This window comes from Allobosea eneae (assembly GCF_042657265.1).
Taxonomy (GTDB): domain Bacteria; phylum Pseudomonadota; class Alphaproteobacteria; order Rhizobiales; family Beijerinckiaceae; genus Allobosea; species Allobosea eneae.
In genome coordinates, this window is the sequence record NZ_JBHSLW010000037.1 from 112,024 (window position 1) to 133,016 (window position 20,993).

Below are 20,993 nucleotides of genomic sequence, written 5' to 3' on the forward strand. Positions count from 1 at the left end.
AGAGTTCTGGGCAAGCTGTTCAGGCGCGATCGAGCGCGTCGTGGACGGTGTTGCGCTTCCAGCTCAGCCCCTGGAGCTCCTCGAGCTGGAACGAGAGAGCGACCGTCGTTGCGGCGAAGGCTGGATCGAGCGCCTTCGACAGGGCTGCGAAGATATATTCGCCGGCCCGCTGCCGGACGGCCTCGTCGCGCCCTTTCCCGATCCGAAGCGTCACGTCGACGAAGCCGTGTTCGGGAGCGCCATCCGCCATGGCGACATAAGTGCAGCGATGCGCCCGCGCCCGGATGCCACCGAGCGGGAAGACGCCTGTCTCCGCCGCAGCGGCTCGTAGTGCCTCGACGACCGTCTGGAAATCGACCAGGGAATCGAGATTGGCCGAGTACTCGACGATGAGATGGGGCATGCAGGGGCGCCTCCGAGCGGGCCTTCTCCAAAACACTTAACGTGTTAATTGATAGAAAGCAAGCGGCCCGGCTACATGCGAAAAGCTCGGGGGAAATGCGCCTGCGCGAGGCCTCGCCCGTCTATCCAGGCGATCTGGATCGTCGGCTCGCGCACCCGCTCTGTCGAGCGGATGCGCGCCGATGGAATGCCGTTAGCCCTGCGAGCCCCAGCCGGAGATCGCCTTGGGCTCGAGGAATTCCTCGATGCCCCAGACACCGCCCTCGCGCGCCCGGCCCGATGCCTTGACGCCGCCGAAGGGCGCGCCAGGACCGCGCGGATTGCCGTTCATCTCGACCATGCCGGAGCGCAGCCGCAAAGCGACGCGGTTGCGCTTCTCGCCGTCATTGGACTGGACATAGTTGGTCAGCCCGTAGGGCGTATCGTTGGCGATCTCGATCGCCTGCTCCTCGTTGTCGAAGGGGATGATCGACAGGACGGGTCCGAAGATCTCCTCGCGCGCGATCGTCATGCCGTTGTTCACATCGGCGAACACGGTGGGACGGACGAAATAGCCCTGGTTCTGCCCATTCGGGCGACCGACGCCGCCGGTGACGAGCCGCGCACCCTCGTCGATGCCCTTCTGGATCAGATCCTGGACCTTGCGGAACTGGGTTTCCGACGCCAGCGGGCCGATATGCTTGCCGGGCTTGTGCGCGGTATCGACCACGACCTGCTCGGCGACCGCCTTCGCTTCCTCGACGGCACGATCGTAGATCGTGCGCTCGACCAGCATGCGGGTCGGCGCATTGCAGCTCTGCCCGGTATTGTTGAAGCAGTGCAGCACGCCGCGCTTCACGGCCGTCGGATCGGCGTCCGCGAAGACGATGTTGGCGCCCTTGCCGCCGAGCTCAAGCACGACGCGCTTCAGGCTCTCGGCCGCCACCTTCGAGATCGCGATGCCGGCGCGGGTCGAGCCGGTGAAGCTGATCATCTCGATGTCGGGATGCGAGGACAGGCGGGTGCCGACACCGGCGCCGTCGCCGTTGACCAGGTTGAACACACCCTTCGGGAAGCCTGCCTCGTCGACATATTCGGCGAACAGCATCGAGGAGAGTGGCGCGATCTCGGACGGCTTGAGCACCATGGTGCAGCCGGCCAGCAGGGCCGGTACGACCTTCAGCGTCACCTGGTTCATCGGCCAGTTCCAGGGCGTGATCAGCCCGACCACGCCGATCGCATCCATCTGGATCCGGTCGTTGGGAGCATGCGGGCCGAGCGGGCGCAGGAACTGGAAATCCTTGAAAGCCGTGATGAAGTTGGTGATGTGATAGGCGCCGGCGCCGACCTGATTGGTCAGCGCCATGTCGATCGGGGCGCCCATCTCCAGGCTGATCGCCTTGGCCATGTCGGGCGCGCGGCGCTTGTAGATCTCGAGCAGCCGTTCCACCAGCCGCAGCCGCTCGGCCGGCTCGGTGCGCGACCAGCTCCCGAAGGCGCGCTTGGCGGCGGCGACTGCGCGATCGGCATCGGCATCGTCGCCGAGCGAGATCACCGCGCAGGCCTGCTCGGTCGACGGATCAATGACCGCGAGCTCACGGCCGGCCGATGGGGCGACCCAGGCACCATCGATGTAGAACTGCTTCTTCTCGAGCATGGCAAACTCTCCGGGATTGCGCTGGCTACCGGACCTCGGATCAAGAGGCCCAATTCATGAGGTCGACGGGAAGGGGGTCCGCCGCTTGAAGCTCTGTCTCATCAGATCAGCGCATTCCTTGGACATGGCCGCGTGCGCGGCCCCGGCACCCATGCCGTCTGCCGGCCTCAGCCCGTCCAGGTCGCGCTTGGATAGATCCAGCATCCCTTGCGTGGTCGAGTCCGGCATCACGCTGGCAAGCTTATCGCCGTCGCTCGCAGTTTTGCACCTGCGATTGTCGAATGGGCGACTGTTGTGCAGGCAGGTCTCGCCGCAGGTCGGGCTGTGGTTGGTCTCGCGGGCCAGCGACGAGGTGCCGGCGCCCCGCCGCCGCCGGGGTCATGCGCTCAGCCCGATCAGCCAGTCGCGGTCGCGCTCGAGCGCCTGCCGCTGCAGACGGATGTTGAAGACGCGCTCGAGCTCCGGGTCGGAGATCACGGACTGCGCGGCCGCATCGGCGACCACGCGCCCGGCATCGAGCAGCACGATACGATCACAGAAGCGGGCCGCCAGATCGAGGTCGTGCATGATCACCACGAGGACAGCCGTTTCAGCCAAGGCACGCAGCCGGTGCGCCAGATCGAGCCTGTGGCGGATGTCCAGGCTGGCGCCCGGTTCGTCGGCGAGAATGATGCCGGGCCGCGGGGCGACGGTTGCGGCGAGCATGGTGCGCGCCCTCTCGCCGCCCGACAAGGCGCTCCAGCGACGCGCGGCGAGCTCGCTCAGGCCGTGCTCGACGAGGAGTTCGGCGACGGGCCGGGGCGTAGCCGAGCGGCTCGCACCCAGCGCAACGACCTCCTCGACCGAATAGTTCCAGGCCGGTTCGAGCTGTTGCGGGAGATAGCCGCCCGCCGCCCCACGCTCTGCAGCCGACCAATCGGCCAGATCCCGCCCCTGCCAGAGCACCTGTCCGGCATCCGCACGGCGATAGCCGGCGAGCACGCGCAGCAGCGTCGACTTGCCAGCGCCGTTCGGGCCGACGAGGCCGGTCAGCGTGCCCTTGGCGAAGGCGAGCGAGATATCGTCAAGCAGGCGCTTGCCGCCGGCCTCGACGCGGATCGAACGGCACTCGATCCCGCTCATGCCCGGAGCCTCCGCGCCAGCAGCAGCAGGAAGAATGGCCCGCCGAACAGCGCCGTGATCAGCCCGAGCGGAACCTCCGCGGGTGGCAGGACGGCGCGGGCGATACCGTCGCAGGCGCAGACGATCGCGGCTCCGATCAGGGCGCTCGCGGGAAGCATCCCGGCATGGCGTGGCCCCGTCCACCAGCGCGCCAGATGCGGCGCGATCAGGCCTATGAAGGCGACGAGCCCGCCATAGGCGACGGCGGCAGCGACGATGCCGGCGCCGACCAGCACCGCGATCCGCACGAAGCCGGCAGGATCGAGCCCGAAGGCGAAGGCCTGCTCCTCGCCGAGCCCGAGCAGATCGAGCCCGCGCGCCAGCCGCAACGATAGAGCGAGCGCCGCGACGACCAGGCCGGAGAGCAGCGCCAGCCCGGCCATGTCCGGCGTCTGGATGCCGCCCAGTGTCCAGCTCAGCACGACCTGGAGATTCACCGTGTCGTCGGACAGCGCCAGCATCAGGAAGGAGCGCAGCGCGCCCAGCATCGCCGCGATCGCGACCCCGGCGAGCAGCAGCCCGGCAGTATCCGGCCGCCCGTGTAGGCCGGCGACGGCGAGGACCAGCCAGGTCGCCCCCCAGGCGCCGAGAAAGGACAGGCCGGCGAGCGCCGGCCCCGCCGGCAGTCCGAGCGGCACCAGCAGCGCGATCGTCGCCCCGATCGCCGCCCCGCCGGACGAGCCGAGCAGATAGGGTTCGGCCAGCGGGTTGCGGAATACGCCCTGGAAGATGGCGCCGCCCAGGCCGAGCAGGGCGCCGACGAGGGCCGCCGCCAGAACGCGCGGCAGACGCCAGACCATCAACAGCTGGCTTTGCAGCGAGGTATCGCCCGATAAGGCCGAGAAAAGCCTGCCGGGGCTGGCCCAGTCGTGCCCCGCCATGGCACCGAAGGCGAGCGCCGACGACAGGGCAAGAAGAAGGGGCAGTGCGCGCTTCATGGCTGCGGCGTCCGCCGCAGCAGCGCTGCGAGCTTCTCGATGCCGTCGACGGTGCGTGGGCCCGGGATGAGGAACTCGGCACGAGCGACCAGATGGGCGTTGCCGCTGCGCACGGCGCGCAGCAGCCGCCAGCCGGGCTGGGCGATCAATGCTTCCAGCTCGTCCTTGCGGCCGGCGAAGAGCAGGATGTCGGGATCGGCGGCGATAACAGCCTCGGGCGAGACCTGCGCGACGATGGTGCGCTCCAGCGCATGGCGCCCGCCGGCCTTGACCATGGCGTCGCCAGTATAGCTGTCGGCGCGTGCGACCAGCACCAGCCCGTTGCCGAGCCGGCCGGTGATCATGACCACGTTGGGTCGCCTCGCCGGGACGGCCGCCTCAACCGTCGCGAGCCTCGCTTCCAGCGCCGTCGCCACCGCGTCACCGCGCGCGGGCTCTCCGGTCGCCTGCCCGACCAGCCGCAGATTGGCCATCACCTCGGCGACGCTGCGGCTGAGCAGCACGATCACGGGGATGCCAAGCCGGGTCATCGGCTCGATCAAGAGATGCATCGCCTGGCGCGAGGGCGTCACGATCAGCAGCTCTGGCCGCTGTGCGACGATGGCGTCGACCGAGAAGCCGAGCCGGCCGCCGACCTGCGGCCGGTCCAGAACCTCCGGCGGATAGCGCGTATAGGCCTCGATGCCGACGACCCGCTCCGACAGCCCGAGCGCCGCCACCAGTTCCGTGTTGGAGGCGAAGATCGGCACAATGCGCTGCGGCGGCCGCGCGATCTCGATCCTCCGGCCGACAGCGTCGGTCAGCCGGACAGGCTCGGCCGCAGCGACCCGCCAGGGCGACGCCAGCAGCGTCAGAGCCAGGCTGAGAAGGCGCAGACGCTTCATCAGCCCGTCAGAACTTCGCCTGCAGGCCGGCCTGCACCTCGAGCCCCGGCATCGAGGTGCCGTAGCCGCCATTGGCGAAGCGCGAGTCGAGCTTGTAGGGCTTCTTGTCGATGCCGATGAAGATCGGGTGCTCGTTCTTGTTGAACAGGTTGTTGACCAGCGCGAACAGCTTCACACCCTTGGTGATCTCTACTTCGCCACGTACGTTCCAGACCCAGAACGGGTTCTTGCGGTGAATCCAGTCGCGATTGGGCTCGGCGAAGGGGATCAGGAGGTTTTCCTCGGTATTGTACCACATCGGCCCGTAGAGCACGCCTGAGACCTGCACCGACCACGGATAGCGTACGCCGCCCTGGCCGAAGCGTGTGCCGACCGCCGCCTGGTACTGATACATGCGCTCGGGCTTGCGGCTGTTGGCCGTCGCGGCCACACCCTTGTCCTCCATGTCGAAGTTCCAGGCGCCATTGCCGAACACCGACCAGCGCCAGGGCGTGTCGTTGTATCCGGCGAGCGTCAGGATGTCGCCATCGAGCTGCAGCTCGACGCCGCGCACGACGATGTCAGCGGAGTTATTGGCGTAGTCGGAGGTGTTGGCCACGCCTGTGCGGGCGCGGGTGAGGATGCGGTCGGAGATCACGTTCTGGAAGATCGCGAAATCCGCGCGCCAGCCCTCACCGGCATAGGCGGCGCCGGCCTCGACCTGCTCGCTGGTTTCCGGCTTCAGCGAGGGATTGCCGAAGATGCGCCCGCCGCCAAGCGTGTTGAAGTCGGCGGCGAGCTCGCTCGCCGTGGGTGCGCGGAAACCCGTGGCATAGCCGACGCGGAAGGTCAGGCGGTCGGTCGCCTTGAAGGTCGCGCCGGTCGAGTAGGTCGTCGCCTGATAATCGACCTCGCGCGGGCGTTGGCCAGCGAGATTCGGCGTGTACTCGAAGCTGGTCGTGCCGAACGTGCGGCGCACGCCGGCGCGCAGTGTGAGACGATCGTCGAAGAGCTTCTGGGAATCCTCGACATAAAGCGCGTTGACCGTCTCGGACTGGTTGTTGTCCTGCGGCGAGACTTGCGCCAGCGGATTGCCGGGAACGCCGATGCGGTCGCGGGTCGAGCGCAGCGTGCTGCGCTCCCAGTCCCAGCCGACGAGCAGGTCGTTGCCGGCCCAGAGCGCCATGCTCGGCTGGAAACGCGTGCCGACGATGTTCAGCTCACGTCGGTTATAATCGGCCGCAGTACCGGGCGCGGGCAGGCCGCTGCCGCCGCGGATGACCGGCGAGGCCCAGCGGAAATTATCGACGTCCTGCACCGCATAGCCCTGCAGCATCCAGCGATACTGGCCGCCGGGGAGCTGACCGCGATAGGTCACGTCGAAGGAGTTGTTGTAGCGGTCTTCCTGGCTGAGCGTGTTGGCGCCGGAGCCACGGAAGCCGACATCGTAGATGCCGTCGGTCCGCAAGGTGGCCTCGACGCGATGATCGGCATTGATCTGGAGGCCGAGGGCGCCGGCCGCGCCGAAGCGCTTCCAGCCGGTATTGGCCATGGTCGTGCCGCCGCGGCCGGAATGGTAGTTGTCGCGCGTGCCGCCGGAGATGCCGGCGTAGTAGTCGATGCTGTCATAGAGCCCGCCGGTCTGGGCCTTGCCCTTCAGCAGCCCCCAGGAACCGCCGGCGCCCTCGATCATCGTGCCCGGCGCGGTGCGGCCGGTCTTCAGGATGATGTTGATCACGCCGCCGATGTTCTGGCTGCCATAGACCACCGAGGACGGGCCGCGGATGATCTCGATGCGCTCGACATCGGCCGTCGACAGCTTCGACAGGTTGGCCGTGCCGGCGCGCCGGCCATTCATCAGCACCAGCACCTGGCTGCGGAAATCCTTGCCTTGGCCATCAGTGGCGCCGCCGCGGATGTTGATCGAGGTCTGCCCGGGCGTCCACTGGCTGAAAAAGCCGACAGCGTTCTCGGCGAGCAGGTCGGTGAGCGACTGCGCATGCGTGCGCTCGATCTGCGAGGCGTCGATGACCTGGACGGTGCCCGGAATGCTGCTGCGCGGCTCGGGGCGTCCGGTTGCCGTGACGACGAGCTCATCGAGCTTGATCTCGGTCTGAGCGAAGGCAGGCGCGGCGAGAAGCATCGAAGCCAGGGCGGTGGCTGCGAGCAGGGAACGACGGACGACGGCGGTCATGACAGGGTCCAGACGAGGATGGCGGAGCGGCGATGGCAGGAGAGACGCAGGCTGCCATCGGTCGGCACCGCCTGTTTGCCGAGATGGTCGAGCAACTCGGCCCGGCGCGGATCGCCCGGCGCCCAGCCGAGCCGGTCGGCCTGGAAGCTGGCGAAGGCCGGCAGATCGGGCAGCACGAGCGAGAAGGTCCAGTCGATCGCGTCCATCCGGCCGGGCAGATGGCGCCCGAGCTTGGGCAGGACGAGGTCGATGCCGGGTGTCTCGTCCTCGCCATGCCATTTGCGCGGCAGGCAGGCGGCGAGGATCAAGCCCTTCGGGCCCGCCTGCGCCGGCACGGCCCAGATGACCTGGCGCCGCGCCCATTGCCGGCAGCGCGCCAGGAAGGCGAGCGGATCGTGGAAATAGCCCGGCATGGTCGCCGCCAGCACCGTATCGGCTGGCTTGCAGACGACGCGCGCGTCATCCCAGCCGAAGGGGATGACGAGCGGCCGCTCCGGCCTGAGTGCGAGGCGCGCCTGCATGACCGGCGATGGCTCGATCGTTGTCCAGCGGCTCCCAGGATCGAGCAGGGCTGCGCCGAGCTGGCCGCCCCCTGCCCCGACATCGACGAGATCGCCGATCTCCGAACTCAGGCTGAGGATGAGCGGCGCGACGCGCTCCGCGTAGTCGGACGTGTCGATCGCGCTGGCGTAAAGCGCGAGGGGATCGAGCGAACTGGCGTTCGGCCCAGCGGAATGGAGAAGAGCAGCGGTCATGTCGCGGCTATGAATGAAATGTTATATCATTACAAGAAATTCTATCGTCTGCGGGCGCGACCGGCCCTGCCTGACGCCAATAGCGACAGCGGCACTGTGAGTGCATGGTCATCGTCGTCAGCCCCTCGCTGTGCGGGACAGGGCTGCTCGGGAACGCGGCAGCTATGGCGGCGGAAGCGGCCAAAGCTGCCTTCGATCCGCCGGACACCCCGCCCGCGCGACATCAATACGCCGTCGGGGCAGGTCTCCTGGCTCGCGGATCAGCGCTCTCGACCGTCTTCCCAGCGCACGAGCGCCAGTGACATCAGGGTCGAAAACTCACCGCTTACAGTTGCGGGGGCAGCTCCGGATTGGGCGCGAACGCCGCACCGGATTCCCTCTTAGCTTCGGATCGCTCCGAAGACCTCGACGGGCGTCAACCTATATGGCGGGATTGTGGCGTCAAGCGGCGAGGCATCGGCCCTCGAACGGGCTGTGGACGGCGGCTGCTGCGCCGTTTGGACAGCGGCGAGGCTTGCCCCTTAAGGTGAACGACACCTGCAACCGCATCAGGCTCCCAGCCGCCGTGCACCCGCGCGACAACGCTGCAGGAACGGAATGGCGGAACCCCGCCTCGGTGGGATCGGCGACGAGCTGGATCGAAGTCACCATCATCTGCGGGGCGCGGCCGGCGAGGCCGAGGCGCGCGCCCGGGCGATCGCCGTCGAGCAGAGCATCGAGATGCCGGCCTAGGCGATCGACCCCTTCGTCCTCGGCGACATCGTCGGCCGCGTCGTTGCTGCCGACCGCGCAGGAGATGGCGGCCCTGCGAGCTTTGCCGGAGATCGCCGCCCTCCTCGACGGCTAGATGCAGCCGGCACAATCCAGCGCCAGCACGGCGACACGCGCCCTCCGCCCTCACCCATGTCGTCGCCGGCGATGTGACCGCGATCAGACCCAGCCGCCATCAACGACGTAATGCTGGTTGGTGCAGGCACCCGCTTCTTCCGAAGCGAAGAACAGCGTCGCGCGGGCGATGTCCTCCGGCACCAGCCGGCGCTTCAGGCACTGGCGCCGCATCAGCTCGGCCTCGCTTTCCGGCGTCAGCCACAGGTCGATCTGGCGCTGCGTCATGATCCAGCCCGGCGCGATCGCGTTGACGCGGATATTGTGCTCGCCGAAATCGCGCGCCAGCGAGCGCGTCAACCCAAGCACGGCCGACTTCGCCGCCGTATAGGCCGGCATGCCGCCCTGGCCGATCATCCAGGAGGTCGAGCCGAAATTGACGATCGCGCCGCCCTTCCGCGCGATCATGTCGGGCAGCACCGCCTGCGCCGCGAAGAACTGGTGCTTCAGGTTCACCGCCATGCGCTCGTCCCAGTATTCGGGCGTCACGTCCAGCGCATTATGGCGCTCGTCATGGGCGGCATTGTTGATGAGGATGTCGACCGGACCGAGCGTCTCCCGGATCGCGCCGATCGCCTGTCGCAGCGCGGCGATATCGGTCAGGTCCGCACCCTCGAAATGGACGCTCGCACCAGCGGCAGCGAGTTCCGCCGCAATGGCGCGGGACTCGGCCTCCTTCAGGTCGATGAAGCCGACCTTCGCGCCCTGCCGGACGAAGGCACGCACAATCGCCTCGCCGATGCCGGAGCCACCGCCCGTGACCAGCACCACCTTGCCCTCGAGATCGGGATAAATCGCACCCGCCAAGACCGCCTCCCTCGCCATCGCCGCATCAAGGTCGCAGCGTCCGGCTCCGAATAACATCAAAATTTGAGTTGCGCACCTCAAATCCTGAGCTTACGGTTCGAACCATCAACGGCCCGCCAGCGGCCGAACCCCGGGAGGAACTCATGGCTCGTTTCAAAGCCCTGCTCGTCGGCGCCGTCGCCCTCGCCGTTAGCGCAGGCTCGGCCTTCGCCCAGACTACGGTCAGATGGCTGCACATCGAGGCCAATCCCGTCGTGGTGAAGCTCTGGGAAGAGGTGGCGCGCGATTTCGAGGCGAAGAACCCCGGCGTGAAGGTCGAGATGCAATATCTCGAAAACGAGGCCTACAAGGCCAAGGCGCCGACTCTGCTGCAGTCCAGGGACCGGCCCCACGTCATCTACAGCTGGGCCGGCGGCGTGCTGAAGTCCCAGGTCGAGGCCGGCGTCCTCGAGGACATCACCCCGGCGATGCAGGGCTACAAGGACAATCTCTCCCAGAGCGCGGTCGACGCCTTCACGATCGACGGCAAGATCTACGGCGTGCCCTACGGTGTCTCGCAGGTCGGCTTCATGGCCAACAAGGACCTGCTTGGCAAAGCCGGCGTCGATGCCGGCAAGATCGTGACCTATGACGACCTCCTCGACGCGGTGAAGAAGCTCAAGGCCGCCGGCATCACGCCGCTCGCGGTCGGCGGCGCCGACAAATGGCCGGTGCATTTCTACTGGACCAACCTGGCCATGCGCCTCGGCGGCAAGGCTGCGATCCAGGCGGCGCTGAAGGGGCAGGACGGCGGCTTCGAGGGCGACACCTTCCAGAAATCGGGCGAGCTCTTCAAGCAGCTCGTCGATCTCCAGCCTTTCCAGAACGGTTTTCTCGGCTTCAAGAGCCAGCAGGCCATCGGCCATTTCGGCGACGGCAAGGCGGCGATGCTGCTCGCCATCTCCAGCTTCTACCACACCCAGAAGGTCTTCGCGGTCGACAAGACCGGCATCCCCGACGACAAGCTCGCCTGGATCAACTTCCCAACCGTCCCGGGCGGCAAAGGACAGCCGAGCGACACGCTGGGCGGCATTAATGGCTGGCTCGTCACCAAGGGCGCCCCGAAGGAGGCCGTCGCCTTCCTGAAGCACTTCGTCAGCGCCGAGCCGCAGAAGCGCCTCGCCGCCGGCAACTTCATCGTGCCTGTCTACAAGGGCGCCGAAGCGGGGCTGGGCAGCGCCTTCATGCGCAACATCGCCCAGAACATCGCCAATTCGAGCTATCACCAGAACTTCTACGACCAGGATCTCGGCCCCTCCGTCGGCCGCGTCGTCAACGACGCGACCACCGAGATCGCCGCCGGCACGATGACGCCGAAGCAGGCGGCCAAGGCGATCCAAGACGCCTTCCGCCAGGGCAACTGACGACCAGCCAGTCGGGGGACATCGCTCGTCCCCCATCGATCGAAGTGCGAGACGGCGGCTCCATCCCGCCGGCCGACCTCTCCTGCCCGTTCACATCGCGAGGTGATCATGGCTGCGCTCGCCGGACGCAGAGTCGCCGATGTCGGCAAGCTCTCGACGATCCTGCTGTTCCTGCCGCCGGCGCTGCTGCTGTTCACGCTGTTCGTGGTGCTGCCGGTCGGCGAGGCCGCCTGGTATTCGGGCTTCAACTGGAACGGCTTCGGCAAGCCGACCAACTGGATCGGCCTCGACAACTACCGCTTCGTCTTCGACAACCGCGCCTTCGGCACCGCCTTCAAGAACAACCTGCTGATCATCGTCGTCTCGCTGGTGATCCAGCTGCCGCTGGCGCTCTCGCTCGCGATCATCCTGGCCGACCGTTTCCGCGGCTCGGTGGCGCTCAGGATGGTGTTCTTCCTGCCCTATATCCTGGCGGAGATCGCCACCGGCCTGATCTTCAGCTTCGTCTATGACGGCGATTACGGCCTGCTGGCGGCGATCTACAAGGGCTTCGGCGCCGAGGCGCCACACCTCCTGGCCAGCCCGCAGACGGCCTTCGCCGCCATCCTCGTCGTCGTCGTATGGAAGTATTTCGGCTTCCACATGATGCTGTTCATCGCAGCATTGCAAACCATCGACCGCTCCATGCTGGAGGCGGCCAGGATCGACGGCGCCAGCCGCTGGCAGACCCTGCGCTATGTCGTCATACCCGCCTTGGCGCCGACCATCCGCCTCTCGGTCTTCTTCGCCATCGTCGGCTCGCTGCAGCTCTTCGACCTGGTGATGCCGCTGACGCGCGGCGGCCCCTCGGACTCCTCCCACACCATGGTGAGCTTCCTCTACACCTTCGGGATCACGCGCATGCGCGTCGGCTTCGGCAGCGCCGTCGGCGTGATCCTGTTCCTGATCTGCGTGGTGTTCGCCTTCACCTACAAGCGCTGGATCATGCGCGATGAGTGAGCCCGCCTCCTCCGCCCCCTTCAGCGACGACGGTTTCAGCCCGGCAGCCGTCGGCAAGGCGCTCTATCTTGCCGCCATCGTCCTGTTCGTGATGACGCCGCTGGTCGCTACCGTTCTCGGCGGCTTCAAGTCGCTCGGCGAATTGCGCACCAACCCGTTCGGCCTGCCGAGCGTCTGGGAATGGAGCAATTACGCCGACATCCTGCTCTCGCGGCGCTATTGGCAGCTGCTCGGCAATTCCTTCGTCATCGCCACGTTGACCGTGGTGCTGACGTTGATCTGCGCGTCGATGGCCGCCTTCGTCTTCGCCCATCTGCACTTCTTCGGCCGCGACATGCTGCTGAACTACCTGACGATGGGCCTGCTCTTCCCGGCCGCCACCGCGATCCTGCCGATGTTCATCAAGGTGCGCGATCTCGGCCTGCTCGACAGCCATATGGGCGTCGTCCTGCCCCAGGTCGCCTTCGCGCTGGCGATGAGCATCCTGCTGCTGCGGCGCTTCTTCAAGGACCTGCCGACCGAGCTGCTCGAGGCTGCGCTGGTCGACGGCTGCTCCTATCCGAAGTTCTTCCGCTACGTGACGCTGCCGCTGTCGCGCCCGATCCTGGCGACGGTCGGCACCATCACCTTCGTGCACAGCTGGAACGCCTATCTGATCCCGCTGGTCATGCTGAACAGCGACCGCCTCTACCCCTGGCCGCTCGGCATCATGGTCTACCAGGGCGAATACTCGACCGAGTGGCACCTGATCCTCGCCTTCATCACCCTCACCATCCTGCCCACCATCATCCTTTTCCTCTTCGCCCAGAAGCACATCGTCGCCGGCCTGACCGCCGGCGCGGTGAAAGGCTGAGCATCCGGCTATCAAGGAGCGTCCCATGCGAAAGATCGGCGTCGGCATCATCGGATGCGGCAACATCTCGACGAAATACATGACGGCGATGCAGCAGTTCTCGACCATCGAACTGCGCGCCGTCGCCGACATGCGCACCGCCCCGGCCGAGGCGCGCGGCGCCGAGTTCGGCGTGCCGGCGATGCGGGTCGACCAGCTGCTGAAGCGCGACGATGTCGAGATCGTCGTCAACCTGACCGTGCCGCTGGCCCATACCGATGTCAGCCTCGCGGCGCTGCGGGCCGGCAAGCACGTCCATTCCGAGAAGCCGCTCGGCGTCAACGTCGCCGAGGCCCGCAAGGTGATGGATCTCGCGGAGGAGAAGGGCCTGCGCGTCGGCTCGGCCCCCGACACCTTCCTCGGCGGCGGCCACCAGACCGCCCGCAAGCTGATCGACGATGGCGCCATCGGCAAGGCTGTCGCCGGCAACGCCTTCTTCGGCTGTCCCGGCCATGAGCGTTGGCACCCGGCGCCAGGCTTCTACTATCTGCGCGGCGGTGGCCCAATGCTCGACATGGGCCCCTATTACATCACCGACCTCGTCAACCTGCTCGGGCCGATCGCCTCCGTCGTCGGCTTCGCGACGCGGCCGAAGGCCGAGCGCCTCGTCACCAGCCAGCCGCTGAACGGCACGCTGATCCCGGTCGAGGTCGCGACCCATGTCACCGGCGTGCTCGAATTCGTCTCGGGCGCGGTGGTCTCGATCACCATGAGCTTCGACGTTCCCAAGCACCGCCACAGCCCGATCGAGATTTATGGCTCGCAGGGCAGCCTGTCGGTGCCCGACCCCAACCGCTTCGGCGGCGAGGTCCTGGTCGCCAAGGCCGGCGGCGACTGGCAGGCGCAGGCCCTCAGCCACGGCAACAGCGAGGGCGAGTTCCGCTCGATCGGCGTCGCCGACATGGCGGCGGGCCTGATCTCGGGCCGGCCGCACCGGGCCAGCGGCGCGCTGGCGCTGCATGTGCTCGAGGCGATGGAAGCTTTCCAGACCGCCTCCGACGAAGGGCGGCGCGTCACGCTTGCAACCACGGTCGAGCGGCCGGCCATGCTGCCGCCCGGCCTGCCCACCGGCACTTTGGATTGAACGGGGATCGACATGACAAGGACTGCGCTCATCGTCTGGGGCGGCTGGAGCGGCCATGACCCCGACCTCTGCAGCTCGATGATCCGGGGCTGGCTGAAGGCGGAGGGCTTCGACGTGCGGGTCGAGACCGCGACTTCCGTCTTTCTCGATCCCGCGATCCGTGACTACTCGCTGATCGTGCCGATCTATACGATGTCGAAGATCGAGAAGCCGGAGGCGGCCGCCCTGTGCGAGGCGGTCGCCGGCGGCGTCGGGCTCGCCGGCCATCACGGCGGCATGGGCGACGCCTTCCGCGACGCGGTCGACTACCAGTTCATGTGCGGCGGCCAATGGGTGGCCCATCCCGGCGGGATCATCGACTACACCGTCGACATCACCCGGCCCGACGATCCGCTGATGCAGGGCATCGCCAGCTTCGAGCACCGCTCGGAGCAGTATTACATGCATGTCGACCCGGCCAACGAGGTGCTGGCGACCACGACCTTCACGGGCGAGCACGCGCCCTGGATCGACGGGGTGGTGATGCCGGTGGTCTGGCGCAAGCGCTATGGCAAGGGGCGAGTGTTCTATTCCTCGCTCGGCCACCGTGCCTATGAGCTCGACGTGCCGGAGATCCGCACGATCATGACGCGCGGCCTGCTTTGGGCGGCGCGCTGATGGCTGAGGCATCGGGCTAGCCGAACGGCTGGACTTGAGGCCCACGCCAATGTCAAAGGCCTGCGTCGTGGGCGAAGCTTGACGCCGATCCCATGGCGCAGATGCGAGGAGAGGTCGTGGAGGACGCGGTGGATCGGAACCGGCTCCCGGTCAGGCGAGCGACGCTGGAAGACGTGGCGCGCGAGGCCGGGGTCTCGCTCGCCACGGCCGACCGGGTCGTCAACCAGCGCGACGGCGTCCGCGCCAAGACCGTCGAAAGCGTCAGGCGCGCCATCGCCAAGCTCGACTACCGGGCCAATCCGGCGGCGGCGCGGCTGGCGCGCGGCCAGTCCTTCCGCTTCGCCTTCATCCTCCCTTCCAGCACGAACGCGTTCATGGCCGGGCTGATGCAGCAGGTGCGCCGGATTTCGGACTGGCTCGAGCCGCAGAACGCCTTCATCGACATCCTGCAGCTCGACGTCTTCGATCCCGAGGCACTGGCGAGCGGGCTAGCCGGCCTCGCCGAGCATTTCCACGGCGTCGCCACGGTGGCACTCGACCATCCCAAGGTCCGCGCCGCCATCGACGATCTCGTCGCGCGCGGCATTGCCGTGGTCACCTTGGTCTCGGACGCCCCGACCTCCCGCCGCGCCCATTATGTCGGCATCGACAATCCGGCGGCGGGGCGCACCAGCGCCTCGCTGATGGGCCGCTTCCTCGGCGGCCGCACCGGCAAGGTCGGCGTCGTCCTCGGCTCGATGTCGCTGCGCGACCACGTCGAGCGGCTCTACGGCTTCCAGCAGGTGCTCTCCGGCGAGTATCCCGGGCTCGGACTGCTGCCGGCGCTGGAGGGGCGCGATCAGAGCGAGCGCAACGAGGCGGCGGCGGCCAAGCTCCTCGCGGAGTATCCCGACCTGATCGGGCTCTACAATATCGGCGCCGGCAATGAGGGCATCGTCGCCGCGCTGGAAGCTGCCGGCAGGCCGCTCGTCTTCATTGCGCACGAATTGACCGAGGCGACGCGGCGCGGCCTTCTGTCGGGCACGGTCGCGGCCGTGATCAACCAGGACCCCGGCCACGAGGCGCGCTCGGCGGCGCGCCTGCTGATGGCGGAGGTCACCGGCGAACCGATCCTGCTCGACCAGGAGCGCATCCGCATCGAGATATTCCTGCGCGACAATATGAGCTGAGCTGCCGGGTGTTAAACGGCCGGCGTCGTCGCCCGCCAGATCGGATCCGGCTCGATGACGATGCCTTGCTGGGCGTTGCGGCCGGCGATGCGGTCGAGCAGCATCCGCATCGCCATCTCGCCGAGGCCCTGCTTGGCGATCCTGAGCGTCGTCAGCGCCGGCGAGACCAGGTCGGAGGCCGGGATATCGTCCCAACCGACCAGGGCCATCTCTCCTCTGGCACCTTGATGCCGGCCGGTTCGAGCGGCTTCATCAGGCCGAGCGCGACCAGGTCGTTGTAGCAGATCATGGTATCGACCTGAGCAACCTCGGGCAGCAGCCTTGCGGCGATCTCGGCGCCACCCTGGCGGTCCGGCGTGCAGGGCAGATCGAAGAAGAGGGGAGAGGCCGTGGCGCGCCAGCGCCGCCTCGATCCCTTCCCTCCGCTTGCGCCCGCCTTGCAAGGCCGCCGGCCCGGCGGCGAAGCCCAAGCGCATGCGGTCCAGGGCGCTCAATTGCGTCACCACGGCTTCGACGCCGGCGCAGTAATCGACCTCGATCGTGGCGGCATGGCGCTTGGCGGCGGCGCGGTTGATCAGCACCACCGCCCGGTGCGGCGCGATCACGCGCAATAGCCGTTCATCATCGAGGCGGGCGCTGCAGATGATCAGGCCGTCGACGCGCTTGTCGAGCAGCATGCCGAGCACCTGCTCCTCGCGCTCCTCCGCGGAGCAAGATGGTCGCAGGCGACCGGAGCCCTGCTCACCAGCGCAGTAGCCGCGGAAAGGCCATCGCGCCGATAGCGGCGACCGCCGCGATCGCGATCGTGTACCACGTCGCCAGGAAGGGCGCGGCGTCGTCCGGGCAGTGCAGACTGTAGGCGAGCGTCGCGAGCCCCGCTGAGGCGAGGCCGGCGCAGGCGCCTGTCACCCTGCCGTCGACCGGCGCGCCATGGCGCGCAAGCCCGTACAGGACCACGAGCGGCACCAGCGCATAGAGCGGCACCGCGATGAGGCAGGCACGCCAGTGGCGGCCGAAGACCAGCTCGCCCCATTGCTCGGCGGGCGCCTGCGCCAGCGTGAACAAGGCCCAGCCGGCGACGAAGGCGACAGGAATGGCGACGAGCGGCAGGGCACGGCCGGGCTTCAGCCCAGGCCGAAGGCTGCGCTGGAACAGAACGAGCGCGATGCTCGCGACGCTGGCGCCGAGCAGCGCCTTGGCGATCACGGGGCGTGTCAGCCAGGCGCCGGCGATGTCCGCACGAGCGCCGAGGATGAGGAAGACAAGCAGGACGGTCAGCGCCAGCGCCGCCACGGCACAGAGCCAGGTGGCGCGGCGCAGCCAGCCAGTATCCACCGGGCGGTGGCCGGCGGTCATCACGGCGATCAGGTCATCGGTTCGCATGGCTGTCTGTTCCACTTGGCAGGAAGTTCGGGCCAAGCCCCCGAAAGGTTACGCACTCACCATCGTGCAAGGACATCATCCCGGCCGCTCCCCGCGTCGCGAGAGAAACCGGGCCATGGCCTGCAGGCCGCGATGGATCGCGACCTTGGCCGCCGTCTCGGTCATGCCCGCCGCCTGCGCGGCCTCGGCGATGCTCCCGCCCTGGAGCTTGACCCGGTCGATCAGCCTGCGCGTGCGCTCGGGCAGGGTCGCCATGGCGCGCTCCAGGTCGAGCCTCGCTTCCGAGGCCGCGCCACCGGTCGGATCGGCGAGCTGATAGGCCTCATCGTCGAGCGGCAGGCTGCCGGCATGGCGCCCGGAGCGTCGCAGATGGTCGATCAGCTTGTACCGCGCGATCGCATGGGCCCAGGCTGTCACCGGGCTCGTGCGATCATAGGTGTGCTGCGAGAGATGCAGCGCCAGCAACGTCTCCTGCAACACGTCCTCGATCTCGCTCGGCTCATGGCGCCCTGCCCGGGCCAGCATGCCGCGCAGATAGCCGCGCAAACGCACGCTGATCGCGTCGAGGAACAGGCGATAGGCCGCGGCATCGCCGGCGAGAGCCGCTAGGAAGACCGGTCTAAGCTGGGTTTCGAGTTCGTCGAGCGACAAGGCAGGCGCGCTTTTCGGGAGGTCGCGGGTCGGGCCGGCCTCTTCCGTCGCACGCTCATGGCGCACTCACAAGCCGCGACAGGGCGGGCGAGGTTCGCGAACTCGCGCGGAGGGATCGGACAGGTCGGCCTCACATCGGCGTGATCATGTAACCAAACCGCTCTCCGCCGCGATCTCTCCTGCAACGACGCCCGCCCGGCGAGTTGGAGACAAAGCATGCGTCACGAACGGATAGCGGCCGCAGAGTCGAGCGAAACCGGCCCGGACGACATCGTGACCGGCGCGGATCTCCTGGCCCTTCGCCTGGCGGCAGCAGGCGCGACCCATGCCTTCGGCATCCCCGGCGGCGAGGTGCTGGCGCTGGTCGATGCGCTCGGTCGCGCCGGCATCCGCTTCGAGCTGGCGCGGCATGAGAACGCTGCCGGCTTCATGGCCGAGGGGCTCTGGCACACGACGGGAGCCCTACCGGTGCTGGTCGCGACGCTCGGGCCTGGCGTCGCCAACGCGGTCAACGTCGTCGCCAATGCGCAGCAGGACCGGGTGCCCCTCATAATCGTCACCGGCTGCGTCGATCAGGCGCTGGCCGAGAGCTACACGCATCAGGTCTTCGACCATCAGGCGGTGCTGCGCCCGCTGGTCAAGGCGAGCTTCCGGGTTGCGCCCGGCACCGAGGACCTTGTCGTCGAGAAGGCCGTCGCCATTGCGCGGCGCGGCCGGCCGGGGCCGGTTCATATCGACCTGCCGATCTCGGTCGCCGAAGCTCGGACCAGCCTGCGCGAGGCGCCCGCCATCCCGCCTCCCTCTCCCGTCATTCCGGCTGGTCTCGGGCCCGCGCGAACGCTGCTCGCCGCCGCGCAGAAGCCGCTGGTCATCGCCGGGCTCGATCTCGTCCAGGATGGCGCTAGCGGGCTCGAACGCTTCCTGGCCGCCACGGGCGCGCCGCTCCTCACCACCTACAAGGCAAAGGGGCTTGTGCCGGAGGACGATCCGCGCGTGATCGGCGCTGTCGGCCTGTCGCCGAAGGCCGACGCCATCGTCCGCCCTCTGATCGACGCGGCCGATCTGATCGTGCTGGCCGGTTACGACCCGATCGAGATGCGCCAGGGCTGGCGCAATCCCTGGCCGGCCGGCAAGCCGGTGATCGACATTGTCGCCGAGCCGGTCCAGCACGGCATGCATGCATCGAGCCTGCTGCTCGAAGGCGACGTCGGCGCGATCCTGACTGCGCTGGCGGATGATCTGCCGACAAAAGCTGCCTGGAGCGACGGCGAGCCGGCCATGATCCGCAGCCGCCTCCATGCCGCCTTCGCCGCTCCTGCGGCATGGGGCCCCCACATCGTCGTCGAGACGCTGCGCGCCATTGCTCCTGCGGGCACGATCGCAACAGCCGATTCCGGCGCGCACCGCATCCTGCTCAGCCAAATGTGGAGCTGCGACGGGCCGCGCCGCCTGCTGCAGTCGAGCGGGCTGTGCACCATGGGCTGCGCGCTGCCGCTGGCGACGGGGGCGGCGCTCGGCTGGGGCCAGCCGACGCTATGCTTCGTCGGCGATGCCGGGCTGGAGATGGTGCTGGGCGAGCTGGCGACGCTGCGCGATCTTCGCCTGCCGCTGATCGTCGTCGCGCTCGTCGACAAGGCGCTCGGGCTGATCGCGCTGAAGCAGCGCCAGCTCGGTCTTTCGCGTGCCGGCGTCGACATTGGCGAGACCGACTTCGCCGCAATCGCCCGGGCGATGGGCGGCCATGGCGCGACGATCGACGATCGCGAAACCCTCGGGCGCGAAGCGCAGGCAGGCTTCCGGCGCCGCGACGGCTTCACGCTGCTCGCCTGCCGCATCGATGCCGCCAGCTATGAGGGAGCCTTCTGATGGCCGCCCTCCCCGCGACGCCAGCGAAGCGGCCCCGCGACGAACGGCTCGACGTCTTTCGCGGCCTGACCATGCTGATCATCTTCGTGGCACATCTGCCTGAGAACAGCTGGAATGCGTGGATTCCGGCCCGTTTCGGTTTCTCCTCAGGCGCCGAGCTCTTCGTCTTCTGCTCCGGCATCGCCAGCGCGCTCGCCTTCGGCGGCGTCTTTGTCCGGCGCGGGCTCGCGCTCGGCACGGCGCGCATCGCCTATCGGATCTGGCAGGTCTACTGGGCCCAGATCAGTCTTGTCCTGGCTCTGATCGCTCTCGCCGCCGGGCTCGACCATGTCTTCGGCTTGGGCAAGGTCGCCGAGCAATTCCCGCCGCTGCTCACCGATCCGGCGGGCGCGCTGCTCGGCATCGCCACCCTGACCTGGCAGCCGGACTATCTCGACATCCTGCCGATGTATCTCGTCATACTGGCGCTGATTCCGGTGATGATGCTGGTCCGGCGCCTCCACCCCGCCCTGCCCTTCCTCGTCGCCGCCCTGCTCTACGCCGCGGTCTGGGCAAGGGGTATCAACTTGCCCGGCAATCCCTGGAACGGCGCGAGCTGGTTCCTCAACCCGTTCGCCTGGCAGTTCATTTTCTTCATCGGCTTCTTCATCGGCATGAAATGGCTGCCGGTGCCTCGGCTCGGCGACCGGCGGCTGATGCTCGCCGCGGCGCTCTTCGTCCTCGTCTCGCTGCCGCTGTCCTTCTGGGGCATCCTCGAGCACTGGCCGTTGGCACAGGCCGCCCGCGACCTCCTCCTCCCCGCTAACGAGAAGACCGACCTGCACATCCTGCGCGTGCTGCATTTTCTGGCGCTCGCCTATTTCGTGCTGAGCCTGATCGAGCCCTGGCGCGAGCGGCTTGATCGCGGCGCCGGCCATCTCCTGATCCTGATCGGCCGGCAGTCTCTGGCGGCTTTCCTCGCCAGCGCCGTGCTCGCCCGGCTGCTCGGTGCAGCCGCCGACATGGCCGGGCGCAGCGAGCTCATCGTGGCGCTGCTCAACCTCACCGGCTTCGCGCTGATCCTCGCGACCGCAATCCTGGTCGGTTGGTTCAAGCGCGCGCCCTGGGCCGGCCCGGAGCGACAGCCCGTGGTGGAACGCCAGGAGGACCCCACGCCCGACGCCACCATGCCTACACGGGTCCGTGAAGCGAGTTGAACGCCGCTTGATCGACCTTTTGCGAACTCCCTGAAAAGCGCCCTTCCCGGCG

The 20,993-nt window shown here is 68.0% G+C and carries 20 protein-coding genes and 1 riboswitch; of the genes, 9 read left to right on the forward strand and 11 right to left on the reverse strand.

The genetic code is table 11. The features are described from left to right. Positions 1–19: 19 nt before the first annotated feature. From ACFPOB_RS22335 to ACFPOB_RS22365, 7 genes are all read right to left on the reverse strand, one after another. Positions 20–403 (reverse strand): 5-carboxymethyl-2-hydroxymuconate Delta-isomerase, encoded by a 384-nt coding sequence (locus ACFPOB_RS22335; protein ID WP_377800586.1) that lies wholly within the window; start codon positions 401–403, stop codon positions 20–22. Positions 404–595: 192 nt separating this feature from the next. Next, a complete protein-coding gene (locus tag ACFPOB_RS22340) occupies positions 596–2,038 on the reverse strand; it encodes an aldehyde dehydrogenase family protein (protein WP_377800587.1) in 1,443 nt (480 codons plus the stop codon). Between the two features lie 378 nt (positions 2,039–2,416). Continuing rightward, positions 2,417–3,160, reverse strand: a complete 744-nt coding sequence (locus ACFPOB_RS22345; RefSeq protein WP_377800588.1) for an ABC transporter ATP-binding protein — start codon at positions 3,158–3,160, stop codon at positions 2,417–2,419. Beyond that, complete coding sequence (locus tag ACFPOB_RS22350; RefSeq protein WP_377800589.1) at positions 3,157–4,137, reverse strand: FecCD family ABC transporter permease; 981 nt, start codon at positions 4,135–4,137, stop codon at positions 3,157–3,159. Before ACFPOB_RS22350 ends, ACFPOB_RS22345 begins: the two co-directional genes overlap by 4 nt. Further along, positions 4,134–5,021 carry an ABC transporter substrate-binding protein gene (locus tag ACFPOB_RS22355; protein WP_377800590.1) on the reverse strand — a complete coding sequence of 296 codons (888 nt, stop codon included), beginning with the start codon at positions 5,019–5,021 and terminating at the stop codon, positions 4,134–4,136. Before ACFPOB_RS22355 ends, ACFPOB_RS22350 begins: the two co-directional genes overlap by 4 nt. A gap of 7 nt (positions 5,022–5,028) precedes the next feature. Then, entirely contained in the window at positions 5,029–7,194 is a 2,166-nt protein-coding gene (locus ACFPOB_RS22360) for a TonB-dependent receptor (protein WP_377800591.1), read from the reverse strand. Beyond that, entirely contained in the window at positions 7,191–7,949 is a 759-nt protein-coding gene (locus ACFPOB_RS22365; RefSeq protein WP_377800592.1) for a hypothetical protein, read from the reverse strand. The genes ACFPOB_RS22360 and ACFPOB_RS22365 overlap by 4 nt, the downstream gene beginning before the upstream one ends. A 222-nt stretch (positions 7,950–8,171) precedes the next feature. Then, a riboswitch (cobalamin riboswitch) is annotated at positions 8,172–8,372 on the reverse strand. A gap of 174 nt (positions 8,373–8,546) precedes the next feature. On the opposite strand from ACFPOB_RS22365, the gene ACFPOB_RS22370 reads away from it, so the two are divergent. Continuing rightward, complete coding sequence (locus ACFPOB_RS22370) at positions 8,547–8,681, forward strand: hypothetical protein (protein WP_377800593.1); 135 nt, start codon at positions 8,547–8,549, stop codon at positions 8,679–8,681. 198 nt (positions 8,682–8,879) lie between these two features. Here ACFPOB_RS22370 and ACFPOB_RS22375 read toward each other — a convergent pair whose 3' ends face one another. Next, the gene (locus ACFPOB_RS22375) at positions 8,880–9,659 is read right to left on the reverse strand and encodes an SDR family NAD(P)-dependent oxidoreductase (protein WP_377800594.1); all 780 of its coding nucleotides are present in this window, start codon (positions 9,657–9,659) and stop codon (positions 8,880–8,882) included. A 125-nt stretch (positions 9,660–9,784) separates the two neighbouring features. On the opposite strand from ACFPOB_RS22375, the gene ACFPOB_RS22380 reads away from it, so the two are divergent. The 6 genes from ACFPOB_RS22380 to ACFPOB_RS22405 all read left to right on the forward strand — a co-directional run bounded on the left by ACFPOB_RS22380 (position 9,785) and on the right by ACFPOB_RS22405 (position 15,845). Beyond that, entirely contained in the window at positions 9,785–11,044 is a 1,260-nt protein-coding gene (locus tag ACFPOB_RS22380) for an ABC transporter substrate-binding protein (protein WP_377800595.1), read from the forward strand. A gap of 108 nt (positions 11,045–11,152) precedes the next feature. After that, positions 11,153–12,043 carry a carbohydrate ABC transporter permease gene (locus ACFPOB_RS22385; RefSeq protein WP_377800596.1) on the forward strand — a complete coding sequence of 297 codons (891 nt, stop codon included), beginning with the start codon at positions 11,153–11,155 and terminating at the stop codon, positions 12,041–12,043. After that, positions 12,036–12,896 (forward strand): carbohydrate ABC transporter permease, encoded by an 861-nt coding sequence (locus ACFPOB_RS22390; protein WP_377800597.1) that lies wholly within the window; start codon positions 12,036–12,038, stop codon positions 12,894–12,896. Before ACFPOB_RS22385 ends, ACFPOB_RS22390 begins: the two co-directional genes overlap by 8 nt. Before the next feature lie 25 nt (positions 12,897–12,921). Next, positions 12,922–14,019, forward strand: a complete 1,098-nt coding sequence (locus ACFPOB_RS22395; RefSeq protein ID WP_377800598.1) for a Gfo/Idh/MocA family protein — start codon at positions 12,922–12,924, stop codon at positions 14,017–14,019. Positions 14,020–14,031: 12 nt separating this feature from the next. After that, a complete protein-coding gene (locus ACFPOB_RS22400; RefSeq protein WP_091841604.1) occupies positions 14,032–14,676 on the forward strand; it encodes a ThuA domain-containing protein in 645 nt (214 codons plus the stop codon). Positions 14,677–14,792: 116 nt separating this feature from the next. Beyond that, a complete protein-coding gene (locus tag ACFPOB_RS22405; RefSeq protein WP_377800599.1) occupies positions 14,793–15,845 on the forward strand; it encodes a LacI family DNA-binding transcriptional regulator in 1,053 nt (350 codons plus the stop codon). A gap of 11 nt (positions 15,846–15,856) precedes the next feature. On the opposite strand, the gene ACFPOB_RS22410 is transcribed toward ACFPOB_RS22405, so the two are convergent. From ACFPOB_RS22410 to ACFPOB_RS22420, 3 genes are all read right to left on the reverse strand, one after another. Then, positions 15,857–16,522: a substrate-binding domain-containing protein gene (locus ACFPOB_RS22410; RefSeq protein WP_377800600.1), complete on the reverse strand. Its 666-nt coding sequence runs from the start codon at positions 16,520–16,522 to the stop codon at positions 15,857–15,859. A 64-nt stretch (positions 16,523–16,586) separates the two neighbouring features. Further along, positions 16,587–17,228 (reverse strand): NrsF family protein, encoded by a 642-nt coding sequence (locus ACFPOB_RS22415; protein ID WP_377800601.1) that lies wholly within the window; start codon positions 17,226–17,228, stop codon positions 16,587–16,589. Between the two features lie 75 nt (positions 17,229–17,303). Beyond that, positions 17,304–17,945: a sigma-70 family RNA polymerase sigma factor gene (locus ACFPOB_RS22420; protein ID WP_377800602.1), complete on the reverse strand. Its 642-nt coding sequence runs from the start codon at positions 17,943–17,945 to the stop codon at positions 17,304–17,306. A gap of 150 nt (positions 17,946–18,095) precedes the next feature. Here ACFPOB_RS22420 and ACFPOB_RS22425 point away from each other — a divergent pair, with 150 nt between their 5' ends. After that, positions 18,096–19,745 carry a thiamine pyrophosphate-binding protein gene (locus ACFPOB_RS22425; protein ID WP_377800603.1) on the forward strand — a complete coding sequence of 550 codons (1,650 nt, stop codon included), beginning with the start codon at positions 18,096–18,098 and terminating at the stop codon, positions 19,743–19,745. Continuing rightward, a complete protein-coding gene (locus tag ACFPOB_RS22430; RefSeq protein WP_377800604.1) occupies positions 19,745–20,941 on the forward strand; it encodes an OpgC family protein in 1,197 nt (398 codons plus the stop codon). Before ACFPOB_RS22425 ends, ACFPOB_RS22430 begins: the two co-directional genes overlap by 1 nt. The last annotated feature ends 52 nt before the right edge of the window (positions 20,942–20,993 follow it).